Source organism: Pseudomonas sp. SHLD1 (assembly GCF_028640935.1).
GTDB lineage: Bacteria > Pseudomonadota > Gammaproteobacteria > Pseudomonadales > Pseudomonadaceae > Chryseomonas > Chryseomonas aestiva.
The window spans coordinates 1-23,391 of sequence record NZ_JAQZAD010000030.1 but is presented as its reverse complement, the minus strand read 5'-3'; the positions used below and the strand labels follow the sequence as shown (position 1 = coordinate 23,391).

General features: G+C 57.8%; 25 protein-coding genes and 4 pseudogenes. 13 read left to right on the top strand and 16 right to left on the bottom strand.

Annotated features, from left to right (window positions below; translation table 11 throughout):
- Positions 1-483: 483 nt before the first annotated feature.
- Positions 484-1,630 (top strand): annotated as a pseudogene (locus PVZ77_RS19995) (IS3 family transposase); the annotation flags it as partial.
- A 383-nt stretch (positions 1,631-2,013) separates the two neighbouring features.
- Here the strand turns inward: PVZ77_RS19995 and PVZ77_RS19990 are convergent.
- The 5 genes and pseudogenes from PVZ77_RS19990 to PVZ77_RS26170 form a co-directional block, all read right to left on the bottom strand.
- Positions 2,014-2,421: a hypothetical protein gene (locus PVZ77_RS19990; protein ID WP_273808931.1), complete on the bottom strand. Its 408-nt coding sequence runs from the start codon at positions 2,419-2,421 to the stop codon at positions 2,014-2,016.
- Positions 2,372-3,106 (bottom strand): annotated as a pseudogene (locus tag PVZ77_RS19985) (IS5 family transposase); the annotation flags it as partial. The pseudogene PVZ77_RS19985 and the gene PVZ77_RS19990, both read right to left, overlap by 50 nt.
- 493 nt (positions 3,107-3,599) lie before the next feature.
- Positions 3,600-4,229 (bottom strand): hypothetical protein, encoded by a 630-nt coding sequence (locus tag PVZ77_RS19980; protein ID WP_273808895.1) that lies wholly within the window; start codon positions 4,227-4,229, stop codon positions 3,600-3,602.
- A complete protein-coding gene (locus PVZ77_RS26175; RefSeq protein WP_443218074.1) occupies positions 4,226-4,789 on the bottom strand; it encodes an AraC family transcriptional regulator in 564 nt (187 codons plus the stop codon). The genes PVZ77_RS19980 and PVZ77_RS26175 overlap by 4 nt, the downstream gene beginning before the upstream one ends.
- On the bottom strand, positions 4,786-5,103 hold the full coding sequence (locus PVZ77_RS26170; RefSeq protein WP_443218073.1) for a cupin domain-containing protein: 318 nt from the start codon (positions 5,101-5,103) through the stop codon (positions 4,786-4,788). Before PVZ77_RS26170 ends, PVZ77_RS26175 begins: the two co-directional genes overlap by 4 nt.
- Before the next feature lie 104 nt (positions 5,104-5,207).
- Here PVZ77_RS26170 and PVZ77_RS19965 point away from each other — a divergent pair, with 104 nt between their 5' ends.
- From PVZ77_RS19965 to PVZ77_RS19955, 3 genes are all read left to right on the top strand, one after another.
- On the top strand, positions 5,208-5,963 hold the full coding sequence (locus tag PVZ77_RS19965) for an SDR family oxidoreductase (protein ID WP_273808894.1): 756 nt from the start codon (positions 5,208-5,210) through the stop codon (positions 5,961-5,963).
- A 96-nt stretch (positions 5,964-6,059) separates the two neighbouring features.
- Positions 6,060-6,344: a hypothetical protein gene (locus PVZ77_RS19960; RefSeq protein WP_273808893.1), complete on the top strand. Its 285-nt coding sequence runs from the start codon at positions 6,060-6,062 to the stop codon at positions 6,342-6,344.
- An 11-nt stretch (positions 6,345-6,355) separates the two neighbouring features.
- Positions 6,356-6,679 carry a hypothetical protein gene (locus tag PVZ77_RS19955; protein ID WP_273808892.1) on the top strand — a complete coding sequence of 108 codons (324 nt, stop codon included), beginning with the start codon at positions 6,356-6,358 and terminating at the stop codon, positions 6,677-6,679.
- Between the two features lie 235 nt (positions 6,680-6,914).
- Here PVZ77_RS19955 and PVZ77_RS25925 read toward each other — a convergent pair whose 3' ends face one another.
- From PVZ77_RS25925 to mobI, 3 genes are all read right to left on the bottom strand, one after another.
- The gene (locus tag PVZ77_RS25925; RefSeq protein WP_237509667.1) at positions 6,915-7,016 is read right to left on the bottom strand and encodes an excalibur calcium-binding domain-containing protein; all 102 of its coding nucleotides are present in this window, start codon (positions 7,014-7,016) and stop codon (positions 6,915-6,917) included.
- An 886-nt stretch (positions 7,017-7,902) separates the two neighbouring features.
- A complete protein-coding gene (locus tag PVZ77_RS19945) occupies positions 7,903-8,217 on the bottom strand; it encodes a hypothetical protein (RefSeq protein ID WP_273808891.1) in 315 nt (104 codons plus the stop codon).
- A 61-nt stretch (positions 8,218-8,278) separates the two neighbouring features.
- On the bottom strand, positions 8,279-8,749 hold the full coding sequence (gene mobI / locus PVZ77_RS19940; protein ID WP_273808890.1) for a conjugative transfer protein MobI(A/C): 471 nt from the start codon (positions 8,747-8,749) through the stop codon (positions 8,279-8,281).
- 1,296 nt (positions 8,750-10,045) lie between these two features.
- Here mobI and PVZ77_RS19935 point away from each other — a divergent pair.
- Together PVZ77_RS19935 and PVZ77_RS19930 are read left to right on the top strand one after the other, a co-directional pair.
- Entirely contained in the window at positions 10,046-11,056 is a 1,011-nt protein-coding gene (locus PVZ77_RS19935) for a ParM/StbA family protein (RefSeq protein WP_273808889.1), read from the top strand.
- Positions 11,057-11,065: 9 nt separating this feature from the next.
- Complete coding sequence (locus PVZ77_RS19930; RefSeq protein ID WP_273808888.1) at positions 11,066-11,485, top strand: hypothetical protein; 420 nt, start codon at positions 11,066-11,068, stop codon at positions 11,483-11,485.
- A gap of 68 nt (positions 11,486-11,553) precedes the next feature.
- On the opposite strand, the gene PVZ77_RS19925 is transcribed toward PVZ77_RS19930, so the two are convergent.
- Entirely contained in the window at positions 11,554-12,252 is a 699-nt protein-coding gene (locus tag PVZ77_RS19925) for an XRE family transcriptional regulator (protein ID WP_273808887.1), read from the bottom strand.
- A 413-nt stretch (positions 12,253-12,665) separates the two neighbouring features.
- Between PVZ77_RS19925 and PVZ77_RS19920 the strand changes: the two genes are divergently transcribed.
- The 4 genes from PVZ77_RS19920 to PVZ77_RS19905 are packed head-to-tail and all read left to right on the top strand — an operon-like array spanning position 12,666 to position 14,203.
- Positions 12,666-13,235, top strand: a complete 570-nt coding sequence (locus tag PVZ77_RS19920) for a lytic transglycosylase domain-containing protein (RefSeq protein ID WP_273808886.1) — start codon at positions 12,666-12,668, stop codon at positions 13,233-13,235.
- Complete coding sequence (locus PVZ77_RS19915; RefSeq protein ID WP_273808930.1) at positions 13,235-13,432, top strand: hypothetical protein; 198 nt, start codon at positions 13,235-13,237, stop codon at positions 13,430-13,432. Before PVZ77_RS19920 ends, PVZ77_RS19915 begins: the two co-directional genes overlap by 1 nt.
- Entirely contained in the window at positions 13,429-13,617 is a 189-nt protein-coding gene (locus tag PVZ77_RS19910) for a TauD/TfdA family dioxygenase (protein WP_273808926.1), read from the top strand. Before PVZ77_RS19915 ends, PVZ77_RS19910 begins: the two co-directional genes overlap by 4 nt.
- 1 nt (position 13,618) lies before the next feature.
- Entirely contained in the window at positions 13,619-14,203 is a 585-nt protein-coding gene (locus PVZ77_RS19905) for an HD domain-containing protein (RefSeq protein WP_273808885.1), read from the top strand.
- Positions 14,204-14,974: 771 nt separating this feature from the next.
- Here PVZ77_RS19905 and PVZ77_RS19895 read toward each other — a convergent pair.
- From PVZ77_RS19895 to tnpA (PVZ77_RS19865), 6 genes and pseudogenes are all read right to left on the bottom strand, one after another.
- A complete protein-coding gene (locus tag PVZ77_RS19895) occupies positions 14,975-15,655 on the bottom strand; it encodes a LamG-like jellyroll fold domain-containing protein (RefSeq protein ID WP_273808884.1) in 681 nt (226 codons plus the stop codon).
- A 383-nt stretch (positions 15,656-16,038) separates the two neighbouring features.
- A complete protein-coding gene (gene tnpA, locus PVZ77_RS19885; RefSeq protein ID WP_273808883.1) occupies positions 16,039-16,356 on the bottom strand; it encodes an IS66-like element accessory protein TnpA in 318 nt (105 codons plus the stop codon).
- Positions 16,357-16,455: 99 nt separating this feature from the next.
- Positions 16,456-16,953 (bottom strand): annotated as a pseudogene (locus PVZ77_RS19880) (IS3 family transposase); the annotation flags it as partial.
- A gap of 72 nt (positions 16,954-17,025) precedes the next feature.
- A pseudogene (tnpC, locus tag PVZ77_RS19875) lies at positions 17,026-18,551 on the bottom strand (IS66 family transposase).
- Positions 18,552-18,602: 51 nt separating this feature from the next.
- Complete coding sequence (gene tnpB, locus PVZ77_RS19870) at positions 18,603-18,938, bottom strand: IS66 family insertion sequence element accessory protein TnpB (protein WP_273808882.1); 336 nt, start codon at positions 18,936-18,938, stop codon at positions 18,603-18,605.
- Entirely contained in the window at positions 18,935-19,252 is a 318-nt protein-coding gene (gene tnpA, locus PVZ77_RS19865) for an IS66-like element accessory protein TnpA (RefSeq protein WP_273808881.1), read from the bottom strand. The genes tnpB and tnpA (PVZ77_RS19865) overlap by 4 nt, the downstream gene beginning before the upstream one ends.
- 235 nt (positions 19,253-19,487) lie before the next feature.
- Here tnpA (PVZ77_RS19865) and PVZ77_RS19860 point away from each other — a divergent pair, with 235 nt between their 5' ends.
- Positions 19,488-19,682 (top strand): hypothetical protein, encoded by a 195-nt coding sequence (locus PVZ77_RS19860; protein ID WP_273808880.1) that lies wholly within the window; start codon positions 19,488-19,490, stop codon positions 19,680-19,682.
- A gap of 33 nt (positions 19,683-19,715) precedes the next feature.
- Positions 19,716-20,477 carry a FlhC family transcriptional regulator gene (locus PVZ77_RS19855; protein WP_273808879.1) on the top strand — a complete coding sequence of 254 codons (762 nt, stop codon included), beginning with the start codon at positions 19,716-19,718 and terminating at the stop codon, positions 20,475-20,477.
- A 251-nt stretch (positions 20,478-20,728) separates the two neighbouring features.
- On the opposite strand, the gene PVZ77_RS19850 is transcribed toward PVZ77_RS19855, so the two are convergent.
- Entirely contained in the window at positions 20,729-21,940 is a 1,212-nt protein-coding gene (locus tag PVZ77_RS19850; protein WP_273808878.1) for a tyrosine-type recombinase/integrase, read from the bottom strand.
- A 355-nt stretch (positions 21,941-22,295) separates the two neighbouring features.
- Here PVZ77_RS19850 and PVZ77_RS19845 point away from each other — a divergent pair, with 355 nt between their 5' ends.
- Positions 22,296-23,198 carry a DNA-binding protein gene (locus tag PVZ77_RS19845; protein WP_273808290.1) on the top strand — a complete coding sequence of 301 codons (903 nt, stop codon included), beginning with the start codon at positions 22,296-22,298 and terminating at the stop codon, positions 23,196-23,198.
- Positions 23,199-23,391: the final 193 nt, after the last annotated feature.

The window sequence follows — 23,391 nt, the reverse complement described above, 5'->3', positions numbered from 1 at the left end:
TATTACAGATTGATAACCAAGCATTGAAATAAGTCCTAAAAAGTTAGGCTCCGACGGCCAATAAAATACGGATATCGCGCGAGAGCAGGCGTGTCCCAGCGGACTATACGGCGGTAGCTGAGAGACTAACCCCATATGTATGCGCCGCTGAGAGCGGTGATCCGGTTAGCGATAACCGCAGAATTGATCCCACCCCTTCCGGGTCTCGCGAGCAACCATTTTCCTCAGGCTATGGCGCCATTGCGCCTGCGAGTGGTCAAAGGCGGCAAGGCCACTAGACCAGGCTTTGCCCACGCCACGCAGTTTGCACAGGAGAATGCACTGTGAATGTGTTCATTAGTTCTGTTGTACAAAACTACTCAAGCTACCGCGCTGCAGCCAAAAAGGCAGTCATCCTCGTCCACCATCGGCCGGTGATGTGTGAATCGCCCCTGATTTCGTAGACACCTCCAAGCCTCATAATGAGGCCCATCAGGAGGTGCCATGAGCAACCAGCGTTACCCCGAAGAATTCAAAATCGAAGCGGTCAAGCAAGTGACCGAGCGCGGCCTGCCAGTTGCCGAGGTGGCTGCGCGCTTGGGCATGTCGGTGCATAGCCTGTATGCCTGGATTAAGCGCTACAGCAAGCCGCAGGAGCAGCGGCAGAATGAGGGCAATCAGCAGGCCGAACTGCGTCGTCTGCGTGCGGAACTCAAGCGTGTCACCGAAGAGCGAGACATCCTAAAAAAGCCGCCGCGTACTTTGCCAAGGAGTCCGGCTGAAGTACGCCGTCATTAGCAAGCTGTCGGTGGATTACCCGGTTCGGTGTCTCTGCCAGACCCTAAAAGTACATCCCAGTGGTTACTACGCTTGGTTGGCTGAGCCGAAATCTATCCGCGCCAAGGAGGACCAGCGCCTACTCGGGTTGATCAAGCACGCCTGGCTGGAAAGCGGTGGGGTCTATGGCTATCGCAAGATTCACGATGATTTGCGTGAACTGGGCGAGACCTGTGGCCGGCATCGCGTAGCCCGCCTGATGCGAGTGGAGGGGCTGCGTTCTCAGACCGGCTATCGTCGGCGACCTGGCTATTACGGAGGCAAACCGACGGTGGCTGCACCCAATCGGCTGGAGCGGCAGTTCAATGTCAGCGAGCCTAATAAGGTCTGGGGTCACCGACATCACTTACATCCGCACCTATGAGGTTGGTTGTAATTAGCGGTGGTTCTGGATCTGTTTTCACGCCAGGTGATCGGTTGGTCGATGAAGCCACGGATGTGCAGCGACCTAGCCATCGATGCCTTGCTGATGGCGGTCTGGCGGCGCAAGCCCAGGCAGGAGGTGATGATCCACTCCGATCAGGGCAGCCAGTTCAGCAGCTCGGACTGGCAGAGTTTCCTAAAGGCCAACAACCTGATCAGCAGCATGAGTCGACGCGGCAACTGCCACGACAACGCAGTCGCGGAGAGCTTTTTCCAGTTGCTGAAGCGGGAGCGCATCCGACGGAAAACTTACAGCACCCGCGAAGAAGCTCGCAGTGATGTGTTCGATTACATCGAGATGTTTTATAACCCCAAGCGCCAGCACAGCAGCGCTATGCAGCTATCGCCTGTGGAGTATGAAAAGCGCTATTTCCAGAGCTTGGAGAGTGTCTACGAAATCAGGGGCGATTCAGAGCGCATCGATCAAGCCTCCACTAAAATGCAGCAAGCTTCACAAGCCATTTCTCAATCGGCCGCCAGTATAGACATAATAGCTGAGCGAAAACCGTAGGCTTCAATACCGCTTCACGAGCCTTTTGCAAATTTTTATTGCTCCAGAAGGCCTTGTGCTTCGCTTTGAAACTTGGATTGGAAAATTAGGTTTGATGTCTAGGAAACTCACCTAGTCAATCCTATAAAATTAACGCACTTCATTTAATGAAAGTTGGACACCATTACCTCGTTACGTATGGCTACCGTCATCATCTGAACCACCGCGTCAAAATACCAGAAAAACCATCAAGGAAAAATCGAATTTTGATGGTTAACTGAAAGCTATTCACGTAGTGAGCTATGACGCGTCATACTCTTTATGTTGCGAATTTCTTTGATTTGGCTCTCGAGCTGCCTTGCTCGTTCTACTAATTGCAAGTTTTGAGCAACGACTTTTTGTATCATATGCTGTAACTGTAATTTTTCGGACTCGGCAAGTTGTGCGTTTTCTTGAGCTTGTTTTAGTGCTTGCCTAACATTCGGTAGATTTAGCGCCATACTGGCTCTGAATTTGTTTATCTCTTCAATAAGCCCAATATGGGAGGCTCTTGCTTTTTTCAAATAGCCTCTATCAAATCCAGCCTCTACGCTTACTATCCCAGCTTGCCCCGGTAGATTAGTCCGCACTTTCTCAGATTTAATAGGTGCTGCACCGCGTGGTAATCTGCCAGATCGCTGTCCGTTCAGCATGCTCGCCGCGGTTGTTGGCTCCTGTTTAACCGGCATCGGCGTACACAGCGTTCTCTTCACCGTGCAGCTGTTCGGTGAACTGGGTAATGCCCGTCGCGTTGGCGGCGGTAACTTGCATGCCATGTACCAGCCCTGACCTGACGTCAGTACAGATATGCGCCTTTACCCCGAAGGCGAACTGGTTACCTTTTCTCGTCTGGTGCATTTCAGGATCGCGCTTGCCGTCCTTTTTCTTGTCGGGCTGGGCGTATGGTCGAGCGTGTATCTACGATGGTGCCTTGGCGATGCGACAGGCCTTATCTTGGAGGTATCCGATGAGGACTAGCAGGATGCCCGCGCCCAACTGATGTGTCTCCAGCAAGCGCCGGAGGTTGAGGATCCGTTTATCATCGGGAATGCGTGCGCCGGGCCGGCGAACTGGGCCAAAGTGGTGGGCTCATACGTCGATCGCCTCCTCCGTGGCAGGAGCGCTATAACTAAAACAGTTCTGCAACAGGTGCATATGTGTATGACTTGTAACGTATAGGCGTGGCAACCGCGCTCATCCCCTTGGGTAATGAGCCTCGATCAGCCGGATCAGCCCCTGCCATGGCCCCACCTGATCCATCTCGAGCAGGAACAGTTCTTTTCGGGTCTGGTTGCGCTTGCCAGCGTACTCGTCGTCGGCAAAGGTCATTTGCTTCATGGGCTTTGCTTGGCGATCGAAGCCAGTGAGTCTGCCTAAGTCAGGCAGGCCTTTTCAGATTTTACTTAGAAGCTGCGGTCTGAATATGTCTCGGTTTGCCGTAAAGGTAGCGGACCAAATTGTAGCATCTGATCCTTGGCGCTGCTTGATCGTCACACCGAGCTCACCGCTTCCTGGGCAGCCGCACAGCCCGTGCTCTGGGCCGTTTGCGCGTTCCATGGCGCGCTTCCATGCTCTGGCGTGCTGAGGTTCCGTGTGGACCGCAGGAGATTCCGTCCAGGTAGATCCGATCGCGGTTGTTGAGCGTAGGCACAGGCGTCCAAGCCAAGGTAGCAGCTATCTCCCCACCGCGATCACATAGCGAGTATTGCCAGCCGGCCGCGCTGAAGGAGAGATCTTTGTCAGCACACAATTGCAGCCGCCTAGGCAAACGCCGGATTGACCACGCCCTGGGCGTGAACCCCGCAGATCTGGAGGGCTTCCGACAGTGACGCTAATACCGGTACTGAAGACCTACGGCGGATCGGCAGTTGCGATGCTCGAGGCTGCCAGCCTTATACGGCCAGCAGGCGCGGTCCTTCATGCTCGGCGTCTGGTGCACCACCGTGACCTTCGTTGGCTGCGGGTGTGCCTCTTCTGGCGCCAGGCTTCGAGGGGCTTCACTGAAGCTCAACACGTTATCGGCGCCGCGTTGCATGAAGTTCCGGTCGTTGAAGACGGTCTGGTTGCCGGCCGACGACCGCGGCTGGACGTTCGAGAGTGGGATCGCTGTGGCTGCCTCATTTGCTTCCACGGGTGAAGGCGTAACGCGGCGGACTGTGCCGCGGACGGTATGGGTCTGCTCCGGGGCAAAGGGAGCTGCAGCCTCGGCGTGAAGGATAGGATGGTCAGTACCTACGGATGTCGATGGACCTGGCAGCGCCCGGCTGGCCAGCTCAAGGGCAGTGAGTGTCGCGAGGCCGGCGATGGCAAGGCACACGATCATCGCAATCGGTCGTGTCCTACGCGGTTTCTGCACAAGCCAGTTAGGCGAATCATCGGGTTCAGCACTCATTGCCACGCTCGAAAGTCCTTTTTTCTTCCCGTCCAGGATTGCAGCATATCCCGCGTGCAGCGCAGTCATGTTTCGGCAGCATATTGCGTCGGCGCCAGCCCCACGTAACGGGAAAAGGCAGTACTGAAGGTGTTGGCGGAGGCATATCCTACCCGCTCCGCCACCTCCCCTATACTAGCTGTACTACGTCGCAGTAGATCTTTGGCCAGCGACATGCGCCAGGCCAGCAGGTACTCCATGGGCGACATGCCCATCACCCGGCTGAAGCGTTCGAAGAATACCGAGCGCGATAGCGCGGCGATCTTCGCCAGGTCCGCTACTGTCCAAGATCTTGCAGGGTGCTCATGTAGCTCGCGTATGGCGCCGGCGAGGCGTGGGTCTTTCAAACCACGCAGCAGGCCCGGTGAGGCGGCGGTGCCTTGGGACGAGCGCAGCGCCTCGATCAGTAGCACCTCCAGCAAACGGGTTATCACCATCTCCCGTCCCGGCCGTTCGTGATGCGACTCATCACGAACCAGGGCTACCAACGTTCGCAACCGCTCCTCGCAATGGACATGAATAGATCGCGGTAGCAGCGAGACCAGCAGTTCGGCATCCGGCGAACCGAACATGAAATAGCCGCCCATCATCCGCAGTTCCGATGGCCGGTGGGGGTGCCGAAGCGCTTTTCGCCCGGCGCCATGGGGATCGAGATATCCGAGGTGTGCTCCACGCTGGACATGGTGAAGCCACGGCTGGCCGGGATCAGCACAAAATCGCCAGCCTTCAGCGTCATGGGCTCGTGACCATCGAACTCGGCGTAACAGCCGCCATCGAGTAAGGCGCAGAAGAAGGCATGCCCACCGGCGGGCTGGCGCACCGTCCATTGCCCGGCACCGGTGACCAGCTTGGTATGGGCGCCGCCGGGCTGCAGCACGGTAACGACTTGGGCGAGTGGATCCATCAGCTTTCGGACTCTGGCAAATGTTTTAGCGACTTCCTGTTGTATAAAGTCCAGGCTTCGACGCCTATCGTAGCCCTTCCGCTATTCAATGGAGCGTCCCCCCCATGAAAACCATTCTGATCACCGGTTGTTCGTCTGGCTTTGGTCTGGAGACCGCAAAGCTCTTTCTCGATCGCGGGTGGAAGGTCATCGTCACAATGCGTACCCCTAACGAGGAGGTCTTGCCGCGCAGCGAACATCTGCACGTACTGCCGCTGGATGTCACCAAGCAGCAAAGCATCATGGCGCTGGTGGCAGCCGCGGGGCCTATCGACGTGCTGGTCAACGACGCCGGGATCGGCTTCGCCGGTGCGGTCGAGGCCATGTCGATGGATTCCATCCGGGAAATATTCGAGACCAACACCTTCGGTTTGATAGCGCTGACGCAGGCCTTCCTGCCGCAATTTCGCCAGCGCCAGTCGGGCGTGGTGGTGAACGTCACTTCCACCGTCACCCTCAAGGCACTGCCCTTATTGACGGTATACACAGCGTCCAAGGCGGCGGTGAATGCCTTCAGCGCCTCGCTAGCCTTGGAGCTGGAGCCATTCAATGTCCAGGTACGGGTAGTACTGCCAGGCCGTAGCCCGACGACGCGTTTCGGAGATAACGCCAAAGCGCGGATGCCTAAGGACTTTCCGGCGGAGTACCGGGATTTCGCCGCGCCTATCTTCAAGGCCATGCGCGAGGATACCTCGGTAGTGACCTATGCCGAGGATGTTGCTGAAGGCGTATGGCGCGCGGCAACCGACCCGACCTGCCCGTCTATGCTTCCGGCCGGGGAAGATGCCGTAGAGTGGGCCCGTGTGGCCGGCGTAGCCTGAGGAATCTGGCGCGCAGTGCTGCCTAGGCTGCGAGCGGAGACCGCCTGTGGCAGCAGGCCAGGGGAAGGCCATGCTGCTGCAAGTTGCATTTCTCAAATGCTCGATAGCGTGGAACGGATCTCTCATCACTCTCGAGGCATTCGGAACATAGCTACCCAGAAACACTTCGACGCCGCAGCCGAGCGGCTGCTTGGCGAAACGGCCTACCAGGGCCTGCTGGCATCCGGTTATTCGCGGCCGGACTTCTGCCGCGAAATCGCGCAGCTGATATTCATCGGCCGCCTGGCCGACTCGACACGCAAACAGGACGATCTTGTGCTGATCCGTCAGGTCGCTGAGCGGCTGTGGAAAGGCGCCGGCGATACTGGGTTGGACGAGTAGGGGGCCTGGCAATGGACGACATCAAGAAAGCGGAGAGAAAGCGCTTCGAAGCGGCCACCCAGCAGGCCGACTGGAACGCGGTCGTGCAGGGCAACCCCACCATCACGGTGCCGGTCTGGATCTACTCGCTGAATCCGGAGCACGGCGCCCGGTTGGTCACACAGCTCTCGGTCGAGGGCTACCGCGCCGCGTGTCAGCGTGGTGGGCTGCCACTGCCAAAGGGCATCCAGGCGTGGGACCTACTGCAATACGCCCTGAACAACTACGAGGCGGCGAAGGATCACGCGGCGCGCCTGGCACTGCACGAGGAACTCGCGGGTGCACTGCTGACATAGGCCAGCCACACCAAGACCTGGGGCATGCTTCCCCCGGTAGGCCAGGTGCAGGGCATCCATGTAGTAATCGGCGATTGGAACACCCGCAAGGCCGGCCGGGTGTTCAAGCCGGCAGCGGTCGTGGGGCGTTAGCTGCTCAGCCGTCCGGACGTCGTCGCCCTCCTCGACCAGCTGATCGCGGCCCATACCGCGAAGCATCCGGCAGAAGGTCCCATCCGGGCCCGCTAGTCACCAACTACCGGCAGATGGCTTCGCACGGCACCCCGTCGTGGTCGCCATCGATCCGGCTATTGCCACAGTGCTGCAGCTGATACTTCGCCTCCGCACAGCTCGTCATCTGTCTGCAGGCCTTGAGCGGTGTGCAGCTGAAGGATCCCGCGGCGCTGGTGCCATCCGAACCGCCAAATTGAGAGAAGGACGTCGGTCGCTTCGGCGGTACTGCCGCCGGCGGCTCGCTCTCTTCGGTTCGCGCCTCCTGTCTCTGATCACGCGCCGCGCGGCGCCACTCCCACGGCGGTACCCGCTCCGCTTCCGGTAGCGCCCATAGGCCAGCGGTGACAGAGACGAGGGATACGGGGAGAAATGGACATGGAATGGCCTCCTTTAGGGTTACTGTATAAATAGACAGTAATCAGGGAGGAACGATCCAGCAAGCTTGACAGCGACGGACGGCAGAGAGGCGTCCACAGGAAGTGGGTGTAAGAATCTTACACAGGCTCACGAGTGTGAGGCGGATACCGACAAGGGGTCACGGTAGCCGCCGGGATACCAGGCGGACGGTCAGGAGGCCCTCAGTTGGCCTGACGTCCAATGAGCACACACCCGGGCAGAAGCGTACTGACAGATAACGCCGTCATCGCCAAGACAATCACAGGATGCGATTCGAACGGTGCAAAGAGGTCAGCCGGCAGGAGGCCCTGCTGCGCCGCATGGACCCACCGGGATCCTTCGCAAACGATGCCGAAGGCTGTGCCCACAAATGCAGCACCTACCGCCGTACGTGCACTACCGGATCGTATCGCCACCGAACTGTCCCTCAACACTGTCGAGGAAAGCATGGCATTCACGGCGGGTCGCCTATAGCGCAGTTCCTACCGGGTCAGGGCGCCCGATCAAACTTGCGTCCAAACGCAGCACCTTGAAACCTCCGCAGCATCGATCCGCGCCTGCTACCGGCAGCAAGCTGCCGGCCCCTTTCCAGTTTGCCAGCCGGACGGCCCGCGTTAGCCAGGCGTGCAGGTGATCAACGTCAGGTGGCGCCGCGCCTGCTGCCGGCTTTGCTGGGCCTGCTGCTGACAGGCCCACTCGTCCTGGATCTGCCGCGCGACCTCTTTCCGTACCGGCAGAGTCACCGGATAGGCCTCTTGGGTCGCCTCCGAGGAAACCGGCAGGCCACCCTGCTTCAGGTAGAGATAAGGCTGCTGCAGAAATTCGGACAGCGTGACCGGTGCCTGGCTGTCCTTGTACAGGTCAGCCCAGAGGTCGAGATCGACGGCGTCGACGATGATGGGGTGATCCATTTCGGGTGGGCGATGCATAGGGGGACGTTCTCCGCTGTTGATGCCCCTACGCTACCCCCGTTTCCGGAAACGCAAGGGGCTACCCCGGCATGCTCGATTGCGCCTTGCGCTGCTGCTGGACCAGCAGCTTGCGAATCTTCGAGGCGTACAGCATCTGGTCTCGAAGTACCGCGAGTTGCGGTTCATAGAGCTGGAAGAGCTCAACGAACCAGTGATCCATACCGCGAGTGACAAGCCCTGGCGCATACAACGAACCCTGCCCCTTGGATATGGGCAGACGGCCTTGCCGTTTCTTGTTACCAGGCACGTCGTAGAAGAAGACTTTGCACCAGACGATGGACATCGATCCCTTGCCGTTATCGCGTACGTCGATGAGGCGGTAGATGATCTTGCCGCCAGCGCGCTCCTTGGCGGCAGCGAGGTATTCATCGCGCAGCCGAAGCGCCTCATCCTTCACGGTCTGACGGATGTCTTCCATAGCCCCGATCGCCTGTTGGAAGTTGCCGTGGATTGGGTGCACATCGCGTTGGGGGGTAGCTGGATCGTACATTGTTATATCCTATCTATTAACCATAATGCCGTTGAGATTGTCATTAGTCCTGCTGGTCTTTCCAAGGCGGCCAGCCTGCCCTTTTTGATGCCATTCACCACATGCCCGTTTAGATTGTTATTACTAATACGCAAATGTCCCGAGCCAGGGCCATTTATTCTTCAAATCACAATCTGAACGGCTGCGTGGTTATTATCTATTGTGATTTTGGACCCCATCGCAGACCCCTGTTAGAGCCCATACCCCTCGATTCGAGAGCCTCCAGCACAATCTTACGCACGGTTTTCTAGATCATTCGAACACCAATCAACCCGTTTAGATTGTCATTAGTAATAAGAGATTGTCCTCAGCACCCCTCTCCGATTTTCGTTACAACAAACCCGTTTAGATTGTCATTATTAATAAGAAAATTGGTCCCAGAAGCGTACTTCAGCAGTTTTTTCAGCAAAACGCGTGTCTTGGCATTACGGTGGCGGCGTTACAACAAATCCGTTCAGATTGTCATTATTAATACACGTTTGTGTTTTCCTTGTAGTGCCGGTTTGCTGGCCTCGTTCACCCTGCTGACCTAATTTTCAGACTTTCAAGCACAATCTTCCGCATGACTTTCTAGCTCACCTGAATGCCAATAAACCCGTTTAGATTGTCATTATTAATGAGAGGCGAGCCGGTGCAATTCCTAGTCTTCCCCTTTTCCAACAAACCCGTTTAGATTGTCATTACTAATAGGCAAATCATTTCAAGAATCGCGTTTCAGCAAAAATTTCAGCAAAACGCCTTTATTTGCATTATGGGGAAGACGTTTCAACACACCCGTTTAGATGGTGATTAGTAATGGGCTTTTTGAGTCGCCCCTGGGAGCGACAGGCGCTGGCCACACCCGCCCCTTCGATTACTGATTAAGCCAGTGCATTCGAGGTCGTCGCGCGCAATCCCACCCTGCGAAGGGGGGGAATCTGGGGCTGTTTGAGTGGCCAGCGGTGGCACGCTGTATCTGAGGCGTCCTGGAGGACGCCTCGAGTGATGTGCGCCAGCTTGCACTGCCCCGCCAGGCGGTTGAGGTAACGACTGAGGCGTCCCCAGGGACGCCTGAGGGTCAGGATTTCTCATTTCGCCGCCCTGCCAGGTGTCCTGGAGGACGCCTGGCCTCAGCGGTGGCGGTTGAGGTGACGACCGAGGCGTCCCCAGGGACGCCTGACGATCAGGTGACATCGCTTTTGGATAACACAGCACGGCTCAGGCGTCCTGCAGGACGCCTGAGCCGTGCTCTCATCAGCGAGGCTATTCGAGAGACCTATGACCCGAAAGAATCACACCACGCCTGCCTTCGTAGTAGGCCTCGACATCGGCTACTCCAACGTCAAACGTGTCGACGGCTACGCTGACGCGGCAGACCCCACCCAATCCATACGCCCTGCCCAAGCCGCGCCGCTCCACTCCCTGAACGGCAATGCCACGCTCAAGGAAGGTGAACACTACGTGCAGTTGGATGGCGAGCCCTGGGCAGCGTTTCTGAGCGCCGGCCGCGCCGGCGTAACGCGCGAGCTGCACGCCGACTATCCGGCTTCCAAGGCCTATCGTGCGCTCTTCAATGCATCGATCAGTGAGGCATGTGGAGAGGGGCGCAACGAGATCGATCACCTCATCACGGGCTTACCTGTCAGCCAGATGCGCCAGCCCCAGCTCGTCGAGCGGCTCACGGCGCAGCTGACCGGTACCCACCAGGTCGCCCCCCAGCGCGAAATCCAGGTTCACAAGGTATCGGTACTGCCTCAGCCGGTCGGGACGCTGAACTACATCTACAGCACCTACGAGGCCAGTGACGACTTGGATGAGGGCGTCATCCTGGTCCTTGATCCGGGCTTCTTTTCAGTCGACTGGGTGGTGTTCCGTCGCGGGGATATCGTTCGGGACTCCAGTGACTCGTCGATGGAGGCCATGAGCGCGCTCCTCGAGGCGATCAACCAGGCTATCGCCCGTGAATATGGCGGTCCTGGGCCTGGCCGAGACAAGATCGAAATTGCGCTGCAGCGTGGCAAGCCCTACATCCAGCTGTACGGCAGCAAGGTGGAGCTCAAGCCCTTCGTCGACCAGGCTGTTGCGACCGTTGTCCCCAAGGCCCTGAGCAACATGAAGCAGCAGATGCGCTTCCTGGATGGCGAGGCGATCGACTTCGTACTTATGGGAGGCGGTGGCGGCGGCTTCTACCAAGCAGCTGCAGAGGAGATCTTTCCTCTATCCAAGGTGATCACTGCCGACCGACCCATCATCTCGAATGCCTACGGCTACTGGCTGCAGCATCAATAAGGATGAGATATGAGCGATCACGATGACGAGCTTAAGCTTCGCTTGAACGTCAAATTCAAAAGTGGGACGGCGCCTGCGTTGCTGGCGGAGCTCTCATCACTTCCCGAGCGCAGGCGAGTGAAGCGGCTGCTGGACTTGGCACAGATCGGGTTGCTGTACGAGCAAGCGGCTGGGCGTCCGCCAGCCTCGAACTCGGTCCAGCAGCCGGCTGGAAAATTGCCCGAAGACCATGAGCCAGAGTTTTCGAACGATCGCCCGATCAATAGCGCCCCGGCATCAGGGGCGCCTATAGAGGCTGAGGTCCCGGCTCCCGTGGCCGGCATCCCAGTGTCGGAGGTGCTCAATAAGGCAGAAACGAAGGGCGAATCGAATAACTCCGTTCCGCTCGCTCGGAAAAGACCAGGTTTCAACACCGCGATGACGGGATAGCGGGCCTGGGCACAGGTGGCCCTGCGGACCGGGAAGGCGGGGGCGAAATCAGGTGCAGGAACCCAGGGTTACAGCGGGTCCATTCGAAACTTCGCTTTTACCCGTCCCAACAGCCGTGGCTGCAGCGGATCGGTGGGGTCTGAAGGACCAATATCCAGCTTAATAGCAGTGTGCATCTCTTGCGACGTCATGAGCATGAAGCCAGCGTTGGTCAGAGATACGTTGCGAATTAGCGCTGAACCGTGGTGCACCACAATGAATAGGCCCTCGCTCGGTTTACGGTCGGCCACGTCGATCAAGATGGTCATGCCACGCTCAACGAACGGTGCCATGACGTCATTTTCGACCTGGGCCGCCCGGGTGTGCTGAGCGGATAGTCCGTATTGCTGGATATACGGCAGGGGCAACGTGAGGCTGGTGAGGTGGGAGCTGATGGGGCGACTGATCTCATCCGCAGGGAAAAAACCCTGCTCCTGCGCCAGCTCGTGGAGGCTACGGACGATAAGCGAGACAGGAGACCCTTCTTGGTGGTCCGCAGGCCCGTAGCCCGTAGCGAGGTACTCGACCGTGGTATCGAGCACCGTGGCCATGGCCACAAGCCGATCCCGATTGGGAGTCGTTCCTTTGTAAAGCATGTTTTTGATGGTGGATTCAGCTTCGCCCAATAAGGCCGCGAGCCTAGGAACATTTATTCCGCGGTCCTTGCGCAACGCTTCGACCCGCCGTACGAACGCATCGTGCGAAATAGCATCGGGGGTGTAATGCATAGTGGTTCATTCCTACTGATGGATGTTCCCGGTTTATTGTCGTCTTGATCGGAAAGGATGGATTGGATGGCGTAAGTATCAACCATTTACGACCTTTTTATTTACACCATTCCTTATGATGGCTTTGTGACAAATCTGACCCTTAAACCGGTCATCAATACGTCAATTTTATGTATTTTGTGTTCAGCTCCTCGACCTGACTGTCAACTATCAGGCGCCGTAATTCGCTTATTGCGCTAGCAGATATGTGACGAGATTAACAGTTCCTTAGCACTGTGTACCGCCTGTCGCCGTTTGAGTACCGGCCGTTCTCGCAGGCCGCCATCTGTCAAATGTGCCGTTGAAGAAATGTGAACCACGGCCGAAAATAGTGACCATTATTTAGGGTCAAAGTACGTCGGGCGGTTAGGTTCATGAGTCACTGGGTCGCGGTAAGGAAAATGGGTGCTGCTCTGCTCCTCGCGTTGCCGATGAAAGCGGCATTTGCTCTGGATCTGGATGGAACCGTTTGGGATCGCCCGGCTGTTGGGCAATGCCGTCCTGCGCCGGAACTGCTCTATGCCATGGCTCTGGTCGAATCGAAGCAGTATGCCGGTCGGATGGTTGCCCCTAATCCCTACGCACTCAACATCGATGGAAAAGGCTTTCATCCGGCTAGCCGCGCTGAGGCCGAGCATCTTCTGACGGAGGCTCTTTCCAGGACAAAGATGATTGCAGTCGGCGCCATGCAGGTGAGCGTGCGTTGGAATGGGCATCGTGTGTCCGATCCTTCCGAGCTCCTGGATCTGCACACCAATGTCCGAGTAGCCGTCTCGACGTTCTGCGAATTCCTCAAGCAGCAGGGGGGCGATATCGCGCTCGCCATTGGTCGCTATCACACCCCAAATCCCGCGTTAGCAAGCGTTGCCCGAGCCTATGGCGAAGATGTGCTGCGCGTCTGGCGCCGGCTAATCCTTCTCAAGAAAAGCAACGGAGACGCGTGATGAATAGCGGGACCGACGAAACCTTGCTGGAGATGGCGCGTGAATGGGCCAGGGAACAAGACCCTGCTTTCCACCGCTTCTTCGATATCAGCACCGAAGACACAGCCTGGCTTAAAGCAGCGACTGACCGCGACCAGCCAGCTGCCCGCTTCGTAAGCGATTGGCCGAATTGTTCAATCATCCAGACTATGAGGTGAGGTTCCGGTTAGCCGCCGGAGAGCTGATGTTTTTCGACAACAGCCGAGTCCTTCATGGCCGCACAAGCTTCAACCCGTCCGAAGGGGCAAGGCATCTGCAAGGATGCTATATAGACTTAGACGGGCCGCGTGAGCGTTTGAGCGAAATTATCAAAGGATCCAAACAAACCGAAGAGGCCGCATGATATGGAGCAGGTCGAGTTCATCCGCATGAAAGATGGAACGTCCGAGGAATACCATTTCCTTGAGCATCTGGAGAGTGAGTTCAACAAAGGGTTGGCTGATCGAATTCTGAATGCACTGCAAGGGTTGGCCACTACGCTAAGCGGTTACAAAATCAACCGTCTTGAGCATTCCTTACAAACGGCTGCTCGCGCTGAGGCAGACGGTGCAGATGAAGAGATGATCGTAGGCGCCTTGATCCATGACATCGGTGACGATCTCGCGCCGTATAACCACTCTCAGTACGCGGCATCGATTATACGACCTTATGTACGTAGCGAGGTTGCCTGGGTGCTGCATCATCATGGACTGTTCCAGAACTTCTACTATGCCCATTACTTTGGCGGGGATCGTAACGAGAGAGATCGCTACAGAGACCATCCATGCTTCCAGCTATGCGCAGATTTTTGCGAGCGGTGGGATCAGGCCTCTTTTGACCCAACGTTCCCAACCCCAGATCTGGAGCACTTCGCACCAATGGTCAGGAAGATATTCTCTCGCAAGCCATTTGATCCCGAAGTGATAGGTGCTGAGTACCCTCTTGCCTGACCGACTGGGTATCGCCTATCCAGAGTCCGAAAGTACCTTAAGCTTTGGGTTCGGGCACTATGCATTTAGTTAATCTTTTGGGATAAGTTTCTGCCCTTTTCAACCAGAGCGAAAGCGAGCTTGGATGCCAGCCGGCAACGTGGCGTACATGGCGATGATGAAATCAACTGGCGCGATCCGGCGCTGAGTACTCGCGCCGTGCGTGAGTACCTTGAAGCGCTGGATGAAGAAGCGTTAGGCGAAGCACTGCCTAAGCGCCTGTCATTGACTGATCCACTTTCTCGTTGGAGCGCAGCGCCAAGAGGCCCGGCGTTTTTGCTTACTCGACGAACTATCTGATTGATGTCGAGCATGGATGTGGAGCGGACCCCAGCTCATCGAACCGCCGAGGTCGAGAGCACCAAGACCATGATCGAGCGGGTCGAAGAACAGTTCGACATCATCAAGCCGGATGGGTTACGACTACGAGGCATGACAGGGGCGTACGACGAATTTACCTTGGCGGCTGCGGTACAGAATCTAAGAAGACTGACGAAACTGGCCTCTCAAGGGCCACCGACTAAGGGATAGGTACGCCTAAAATCAGCAAAAACTTTCAAATCAACCCATCGACCAAGCTGCATCGATCAACGCAGAACTGAAAAGCGACGCATCGTGGTGAACAGGTTCTGGAGAAATGATCAATCTCGAAATCTTCCAGTTTGAAAATCCGACTTTTTCAACAGAGTCGACCTAAACCAGACGTTTGCTACCGGACCTAAACCAGGGGAGTTATCGCTTTGTCGTGGTGGTGACGTGCAGGTTTTTGAAATGGGCAACCGTACCGGACTCGATCCAAATTCCCACGCCGCCACGCTGAGTTGCTGGTAGTTTCATATCGTTGACGATGAAGGCGGGCCGCGGTGACCCATCGAGATATAGTCGCAGCGTGGCGCCGTCAATCACTACGCGAAGGTGAATCCATTGCCCGGTTGCGATGTCGGCCCAAGTCTCGTATTTTTCAGGCGACTGTTGGCGGAGCTGGTCGAATCGGAAATCGGGATACGCTGCATACTGGATGGTGTGGTTGCGCCGTATCTGGTCGGGGGCAGTGCTATTGGTAGGGCGCAGATACAGGTTTTCAAAATGCCCTTTGGCATCGATTCTGAAGGCCAAGCCTACGAATCCACGCGCGTAGTCCGGTGCGTCGGCAGCGAGGTCGCTGGCAAGATCGACTTCGATAGTGCCATCGCCGAAATCCATTGGCAGCCAAGCCATGAAATTGCGGTCTGACAGAGCTTCCTGGAGGGGATTCTGGTATTGCGCTGGTGGCATTCTCACTTCCAGCGCGTTTGATCCTTGATAAACGCTGGGACGCAAGCTTACGCCGGATAGCTTGAATTGTTCTGGCAGGTTCTGTGCCGCTGTTGCCATTGGAAGCACTGCCGCAAGAATGGAGGCGACGATTTTCATGCTAACGGGTTCCTTTCTGATTAGGTGGTGTTATGGGCCGCAGAATGCTGGCTTCGCTCCGGTATTTGGCTTCAAAATCCAAAATCAGCAGAAATGCCGTTTCTTGCCGGTGGCAGGCATCTATCAAGAACCGCTAATCATCTCAAACCTCTGTCTATTCCGCCATCTCCAGAGCGTCATCGACCTCAATCCCCAAATATCGATTAGTGCTCTGCAGCTTAGTATGGCCGAGTAGTAGTTGAACCACCCGCAGGTTCTTGGTCGTGCGATAGATCAGTGAGGCCTTCGTAAGCTGCCTGATTAGCTTGGGAAAGATGAGCTTTCGTAGCTGCCGGCGCGCATGTCCATGGGCTCGGTGGCTAGCCAGATGGCGTCGATGCGTATCATTGCCAGAGGCTGCGGATAAAACGTGCGCAGCCGTCCGGGTCGGAGATGGGCCATTTGACCGTGATGGATTTGTCGCCCAGCGGCAGTGCGATGATCAAGGCTTCATCAGCGTGCCGTTTAGGCATCGGTTGCAGCGGTACAAACGCGGGAAGTGGCGCGACGGGTTTATCACGGTAAACCGGCAGCCACTTGCGAATCACGTTGGCATTGATGCCGTGGCTGATCGCGACGCTGGAAACTGAGGCACCGGGTTTCAGGCATTCCTGCACGACCTGGGCCTTGAAGGGTTTGGGATAGGAGCTTCGTTGGCGCATGGAAATCCTGGCGATAAGGGTGATCGCGTCCGCTTAAAATAGGCGGACACCATCGCCCTTAATTCCGGATTTCTGAAGGTGTGTTGGCTGGCCGCTTACGGTGATATCACCGACCCACGCTTTGTTTGGCGCCTCAAAATCGAAGTGCTGATCAAGCAAATTGTCTGATATCGGCAAGTCGTGTGCGCTGTCCGTCGTGACCTTGAAACGACGTTTGCCCCTGCCGGCGATACTGTGCAGGCGCATCAGCTTCTGTACTCGATCCTTCCCGACACAAATTTTATCAGCTACCAAGCAACGCCAGATCCGGGGCCAACCATAGCTTCCTCGGCTACGAGCATGCGCCGCTCGGATGTGAACCAGCAGTGCGGCATCAGTAAGGCTGCGATGCGCAACCTGATTAATCTTGCGCGCCTGATGCTCGTGAAACCCTGCAACACTGACGCTCAGGACTCGACACTGCACACCAATGGGCCAGCGCAAACGATGAATCAAAATGAAGGCGTACCTCAGCGAGATGCTTTCGCGAAGTACGCCGTCGCTTTTTCCAGGATATCGCGCTCCATCTTGACCCGGGCCAGTTCGGCCCGAAGACGGCTAATTTCCATCTGTTCGGCGCTGACGGGCCTGGTATCAACGTAAGCGTGCGGGGAATATGGCTTGCGCAGGCTAGACTGGCATCCACTGATGCGGCAGCAGTTGCTTGATCTCCCTGGCCCGCTGCGTCGGCAGCCGCGTCAGTACATCCTTGAGATAAGCATACGGATCATGCCCGTTGATGCGCGCTGACTGGATCAGGCTCATGATCGCGGCCGCCCGCTTGCCGCTGCGCAGCGATCCCGCAAACAACCAGTTAGAACGCCCAAGCGCCCACGGCCGGATCAAGTTCTCGATCTGGTTGTTGTCGATGGGCACAGCACCATCTGCCAGGTAGCGCGTCAGCGCTACCCAGCGTTTGAGGCTGTAATCCAGAGCCTTCGCTGTGGCCGAACCCTCGGGCACAAGTTCACGCTGGGCCAGCATCCACTCATGCAGCTTTTCAGCGATGGGCACTGCTGTTTCCTGGCGTAATCGCCAACGGTCTTCGTCTCTCATTTCCTTGGCGTGTCGCTCGACTTCGTAAAGCCCGCCAATCGAGTGAAGCGCCTGCTCCGCCAACTGGCTTTTATTGGCTACATGCAAGTCAAAGAACTTACGGCGTGCATGGGCCATGCAGCCGATCTCGGTGATGCCCAGCTCAAAGCTGGCCTTGTAGCCGGCAAAGTCATCACAGACAAGCTTCCCGCTCCAGGTGCCCAGGAAGTTGCGCGCATGTTCGCCGGCACGGCTGGGGCTGAAGTCGTAGACAACAGCCTTGAGTGCCGAAAATGGCGTGCTGCTATAGGCCCAGACGTAAGCACGATGGTTTTCTTCTCTCCTGGCGCCAGCATTTGTACCGGCGTTTCATCGGCGTGAACCACGCGCTGGGCCAGCACCACTTCGCGCAACGCATCGACCAGGGGCTGAAGCTGCACGCCGGTTTGACCCACCCACTGCGCCAGTGTCGAGCGCGGGATGGCCAGGCCGGCACGGCCGAAGATCTTTTCTTGCCGGTACAGCGGCAGGTGGTCGGCGAACTTGGCCACCATCACGTGGGCCAGCAGGCCGGCAGTGGGGATACCCTTGTCGATTACCTGCGCCGGCACCGGGGCCTGGATCAGTGTTTCGCACTGCCGACATGCCCATTTCCCACGCACATGCTGTTCGACGGTGAACACGCCCGGCGTGTAGTCCAGCTTTTCGCTGACATCTTCACCGATGCGCTGAAGCTGACAGCCGCACGCGCACTGGGTGTTGTCCGGCTCGTGATGGATCACAGTACGTGGGAACTGCGGTGGCAACGGCACACGCTTGGGTTGCTGGCGTGGTTCTGCCTGTGCGGGAGCGGGATGAAGGACTTTTAACTCCGCCTCGATGGCTTCGAGATCGGTATTGAGTAGGTCATCGAGCAGGCTGCCCTGCGCCGGGCTGATCTGCTCGCTGCGCTTGGCGAACTTGTGCCGTTTAAGGATGGCGATCTCGTGAGTGAGCTGCTCGATAATCGTTTCATCACGATGGATCTTTCGGCTCTGGGTGTCGACCTTGGATATCAACTGCGCAGCTAGTGTGCGCAGTTGTTCGGGGGTCATTTGGTCGAGATCGGGCAAAGAAGTCATGGGGGTGGATTTTACCAAAGCAGCCCGACTGCTTCAGCTAAAAGGCAGCATTTAAAGCAATGTGATTGCGCCGCCCGCACCGACTCGTTGCCAGGGTAATCCAAGTACCAGCGCCTGGAGTTGTTCGGGGTCGAGTTCGACCTCCGTCCCACGATGGACGCCTGGCCAATGAAACTTACCTTGGTTCAAGCGCCGTGCCGCCAGCCAGATACCGACGCCGTCGTGCACCAGGACTTTCATCCGGTTAGCTCGACGGTTGGCAAAGAGGTAAGCGCAGTGCGGCTTCGCCGCACCGAACACCGCGACCACTTTAGCCAATGCAGTCTCAGTGCCGGCACGCATGTCCATGGGTTCGGTGGCGAGCCAGATGGCATCAACGCGAATCATCGGGCCAAGCCACTAATAAAGCGCGCACAACCATCTGGATCTGCGGCTGGCCATTTAACTGTGATGGATTTATCGCCCAGAGGCAGCGAGATGATCACCATCTCTTCTGATGCTCGCCTTGCTACCGTTTTTACCGGAACGAAAGCCGGCAAGGTTGCAGGCGATTGATCCCGGTAAGTTGGTAGCCACTTGCGGATCACGTTGGCGTTGATGCCGTGATGGATGGCTACGCTGGAAATTGTCGCTCCGGGTTGCAGGCATTCCTGGACGACCTGGGCTTTGAATGGTTTGGGGTAAGAGCTTCGTTGGCGCATGGAAATCCTTGCGATAAGGGCGATCGCGTCCGCTTAAAAATACGCGGACACCATCGCCCTTAATGCTGGAGTTCGGTAGGTGACTTGGCCGGACGGTTACCCCGCTTCCGCCTTTCGAGTCGTTCTACTTCATCGTGAGGACGGTAACGCGGAGCGGCACCTTCTAAATACGAAGAGCGTTGTCCAGGTCGTAGGGGTGCTCGGTGAGATTCGCGAGGGCCTGTCGGACCGCAAGATGGAAACGCAAATCTACTGGAACCTGAAGGATAGCGACGCGGATTGGCTGCTCACAGCCTCTCCGACGCAGCGTCGCCAGATCGCAGCGCTGGGGCGCATTCAGTTCGTCGTACGCGACGGCCATTTGCGGCAGCGTGTGGAGCCCTATCCAGAGCCGGTCCTTCACCGATTCATGCGTCTCCTGCACGCCTGACCTCGACTCTACAAACTACGGAGATGTCATGAAATGGATAACGCCGCTCTAATCGACATGATGGTCAAAGCCGGCTTCCGTTGCACCATCATCACCCTGCACACCGAGCTGACTGCCAAGCAGGTGACGAGCGCCCGTAAGCGGTTGAACGTGGTGAGCAGGGGCGGTTCGGGCCCGCTGCCGCTGGGGTCGCGCATACTGGCCAGCAAGGCTCGCGTGATCGAGGCGGCTCTTTTCATGGGTGCTTATCTCCGCGGGGCTCGTAAGCCACTCTTGGGTGTCGACGTCGAAGCCGTGATCGCTGCGCACCAGTCGTATTTGGGCTATCGAGAGGCGCTGAACTTCACGCCGACCGAGTGCCTCTCCATCGACGAAGCATGGGTCGTAGCACGTGAATACCGCTCCAAAGACCTGGTGATGCGTGCTTGCCGGTGCTGCCAGCTCACCTATGTCGCCCTAACCAGCACCAACAAGTCTACCTGCCCGTATTGCTTGCAATCCGTGGTGAAAGATCGATTCCATTGCGATGTGAATGACGCTGCGATGTCCGATCGTCCAGCCGAAGAACTCCTGGCGCTTGCCCTGAACATCCAGCAGCTGACCAATTGGGGTTACAGCTCACACGAGATCATGAAGCAGCTTGGGCTGAATCAGCCGGAATACCTTACGGCGTTAGAGCTTCTGGACTACAAGGACGTCGAGCGCCGCGAGATTGTCGCGCTTTACCCGGCCGGCGATCAGCTCGTTCGCGCTCTGGTCTCTCAGGAATCCATGCCCTTGCTTCGATCGGCGTAACGATTACGCTTGCTACACCTCCATCAGCGGGCGGGGATAGTAGGTCCAGCCGTCTGGTGGCTGGTTTTCTCATCGAACTCCAATGAGCGTCCTCGGGGCGTCCTGCGCTGGCGCGTATCATCGAGGGTCTATGCCCTAGGCGTCCTGGGGGCGTCCTACGCTGGCAGGTATCATCGATGATCTATCACCGAGGCGTCCTGGGGGCGTCCTAGCTCCCATGCTGCGGGAGCACTTCGCCCTGCCAGATGACGCTAGGCGTCCTGCAGGCGTCCTGGCGCAACGGCCTCCGAGCCTGGCAGCTCCGGCATCGCCAAGAATGTCTCCCAGTCGCTCATCAGTGCGCGCCGCTTTTCGAGTAGTGGGCCTCGGTTGTAGGCCGCCTCGGTCTTGGAGCCAATCCTGTGGGCCAGCGCCTTCTCGCAGATTTCTCTCGGGTGTGAGGTGGTCTCCGCCGCCCAGGTGCGAAACGTCGAGCGGAAGCCGTGCGGGACCGCTCCCTCAAGCTTGATCTTCCGCAGCGCTCGGCCTATCGCGTTGCCCGGCAGTGGTTTCTTACCGCGGACGTTGGGGAACACCCAGGTATCGTGCTGACCCCTCTGCTGATCGAGCACTTCCAGCATCCGGTCCGTCAGGGGCACGATATGCTCCTTGTCTCGCTTCATGCGCTCTGCCGGGATGGTCCAGCGCCTGGCGTCGAAGTCGAACTCCGTCCATTGCGCTTCACGAACCTCGGCATTGCGCATCGACGTGAGGATCAGTAGCTCTGCCGCACGGGCGGCTGGACCGTCCAGGGAGTCCAGGCGATGCAACACGGATGGACAGCTTTCCGCCGGCGCCGCTGGATGGTGCGTCACGTTACGATCGTGTCGCGGCAGCAGCTTGTCGAGGTGCCCGCGCCACCGGGCCGGATTGGCGCCTTCGCGATACCCTAGTGCCTGTGCGGCATCGAGTACCGACTCGATGCGGTTGCGGATGCGCGCGGCGGAGACTTCGATCTTGTCCCAGATCGGCCGGAGCACCTGCAGCACCAGGTCCGTATCGATCTCGGTAACCGGTCGGCGGCCAAGTACCGGGAACACGTAGCGCTCCATGGAGCTGACCCATTGGCGATGGTGGTCGTGACTCCACGACGAACCGTGGGTGGCTATGTACTGCCTGGCGAGGGTCTCGAAGAGGTTGGGTCCGGCCGCCGGCGATTGAGCCGCAGGCGATCGCCGGCCCGGTAACTCAGGCGCGCCCTCCGCGATCTTCAGCCGGCGCCGGTCCGCTTCAAGCCGGGCCTGCTTCAACGAGACCGCCGGATAGCCACCCAGCCCCACGTCATACCGCTGACCTTGGAAGGAAAATCGGAAGATCCAGCGCTTGGCCCCGGTCTTTGCCACACGCAGGATCAGGCCGCGGCCGTCCTGGTAGACGCCTGGTTCAGATAGCTCTTTCACCTGCTTCGGTAGCAACTGACCCACGGTAACCCTCCACATTGACCGCCGAAGGCTATCACGCAATCTTGCGTACGCAACTACCCATAGACAGGAAAACTGCGTCATACGGTACGGGGATTCTTCATCCCCGTACCAAAGTGCCGCAGACCCAGCTAATACTGGGGTTCCTCTTCCTGCTATTAGCCAGAGCCCACAAGAAAACCCACACAGCTGAACTAGCCGCTATCCAAGATATGGCTTTTGACGAGTGTCGACCCTCGCATCTGCCATGGGCCACAGAAGCTCAAGCACGATGGACTCGTGCACGTTTGTTAGCTAACGTTAGAACCTAACCAAACAATACAAACAAATTTGTTTGTTAGTTTGGTATAGCGTTACTATGCTGTCTTTCTTCAATCCGGAGGCGGCCATGGCGGAACGCAGATTTACAGACGCAGAGGTCATCGCCGCCGGCGAACAGCTGCTGGCAGGTGGGCGCAAGGTCAATGGCTGGGCGCTACGGACCACCCTCGGCGGGGGTCGCCCCGAAACGCTCCTCAGCGTCTGGCAGCGACACCACACTGGGGTACCGGGTGGGGCCATCCCAACTAGGCCACTGCCAGAGGAGGCAACGGCGATCATCGAAACCGCGGTCGCCAAGCAGACCAAGGCAATGCAGGATGCACTGGCCGGCGCCCTTGACTTGGTAGCGGCTGCGGCGCGCAAAGAGGTCGTGCTCGAGCTTGAGCAGGCGCGGCAAGAGATCGCTCGCCTGGAGGCTGAGCAAGACGATGCCAGTGCCGTGCTCGAAGGCCTTGAGGCCGATCAGGAGCGCAGTCAGCAGCAGATGGACGGGTTGGCCAACGAGCTTCAACTGAAGGAAAACCAGCTCAGTGCGATGGCTGAGGAGAACGCCAGTCTCGCCGAACGGCTTGCCGAGGCGGAGGGACAGGCGCAACTAGCTAGGGACCAACTTGCCGAGAGCCAGACCGAACTAAGCTTGGCGCTCGCCCAGAAGGCTTCCGCAGAAGCGGCGAGCGCGGAGCATCAGCGTTCTGCTTCCGCAGCTGAGGAGCGTCTTGCTGATACCCAGGTCGAGCTCCGTGAAATGCGCAATCGGCTTGCCATCGCTCGCTCCGAGGCTGATAGCGCCGCGGGGCAGATCCAGGAAATGGAGCGTACGCGCGCTCAGGATCTCGAGATCCTCACCGAACTGCGGGTGGAGAATCGCGCCCTGGGTGACAAGCTTGCCCGTGCCGACGCTGGCCGGGAAGCCGCAGAGCGCTACTTGGAGCGTGTCTAGAAAGATAGCAGTGCCCGAATCGCAGTGTTGGACCGCCAGCTTGCCAAAGCGGCTGCGAAAACTGCTTCGAGGGGGACCGGTAAGGCACCCCGGGCAGCTAGCCCTGCTGCAGGGGAATGAGGGTGGCTGACCAGTTCGAAGGCTTCCACGTTTACGGCGGGTCTGCCGCGCTGAAGTTCGAGGTGGTCCTGAA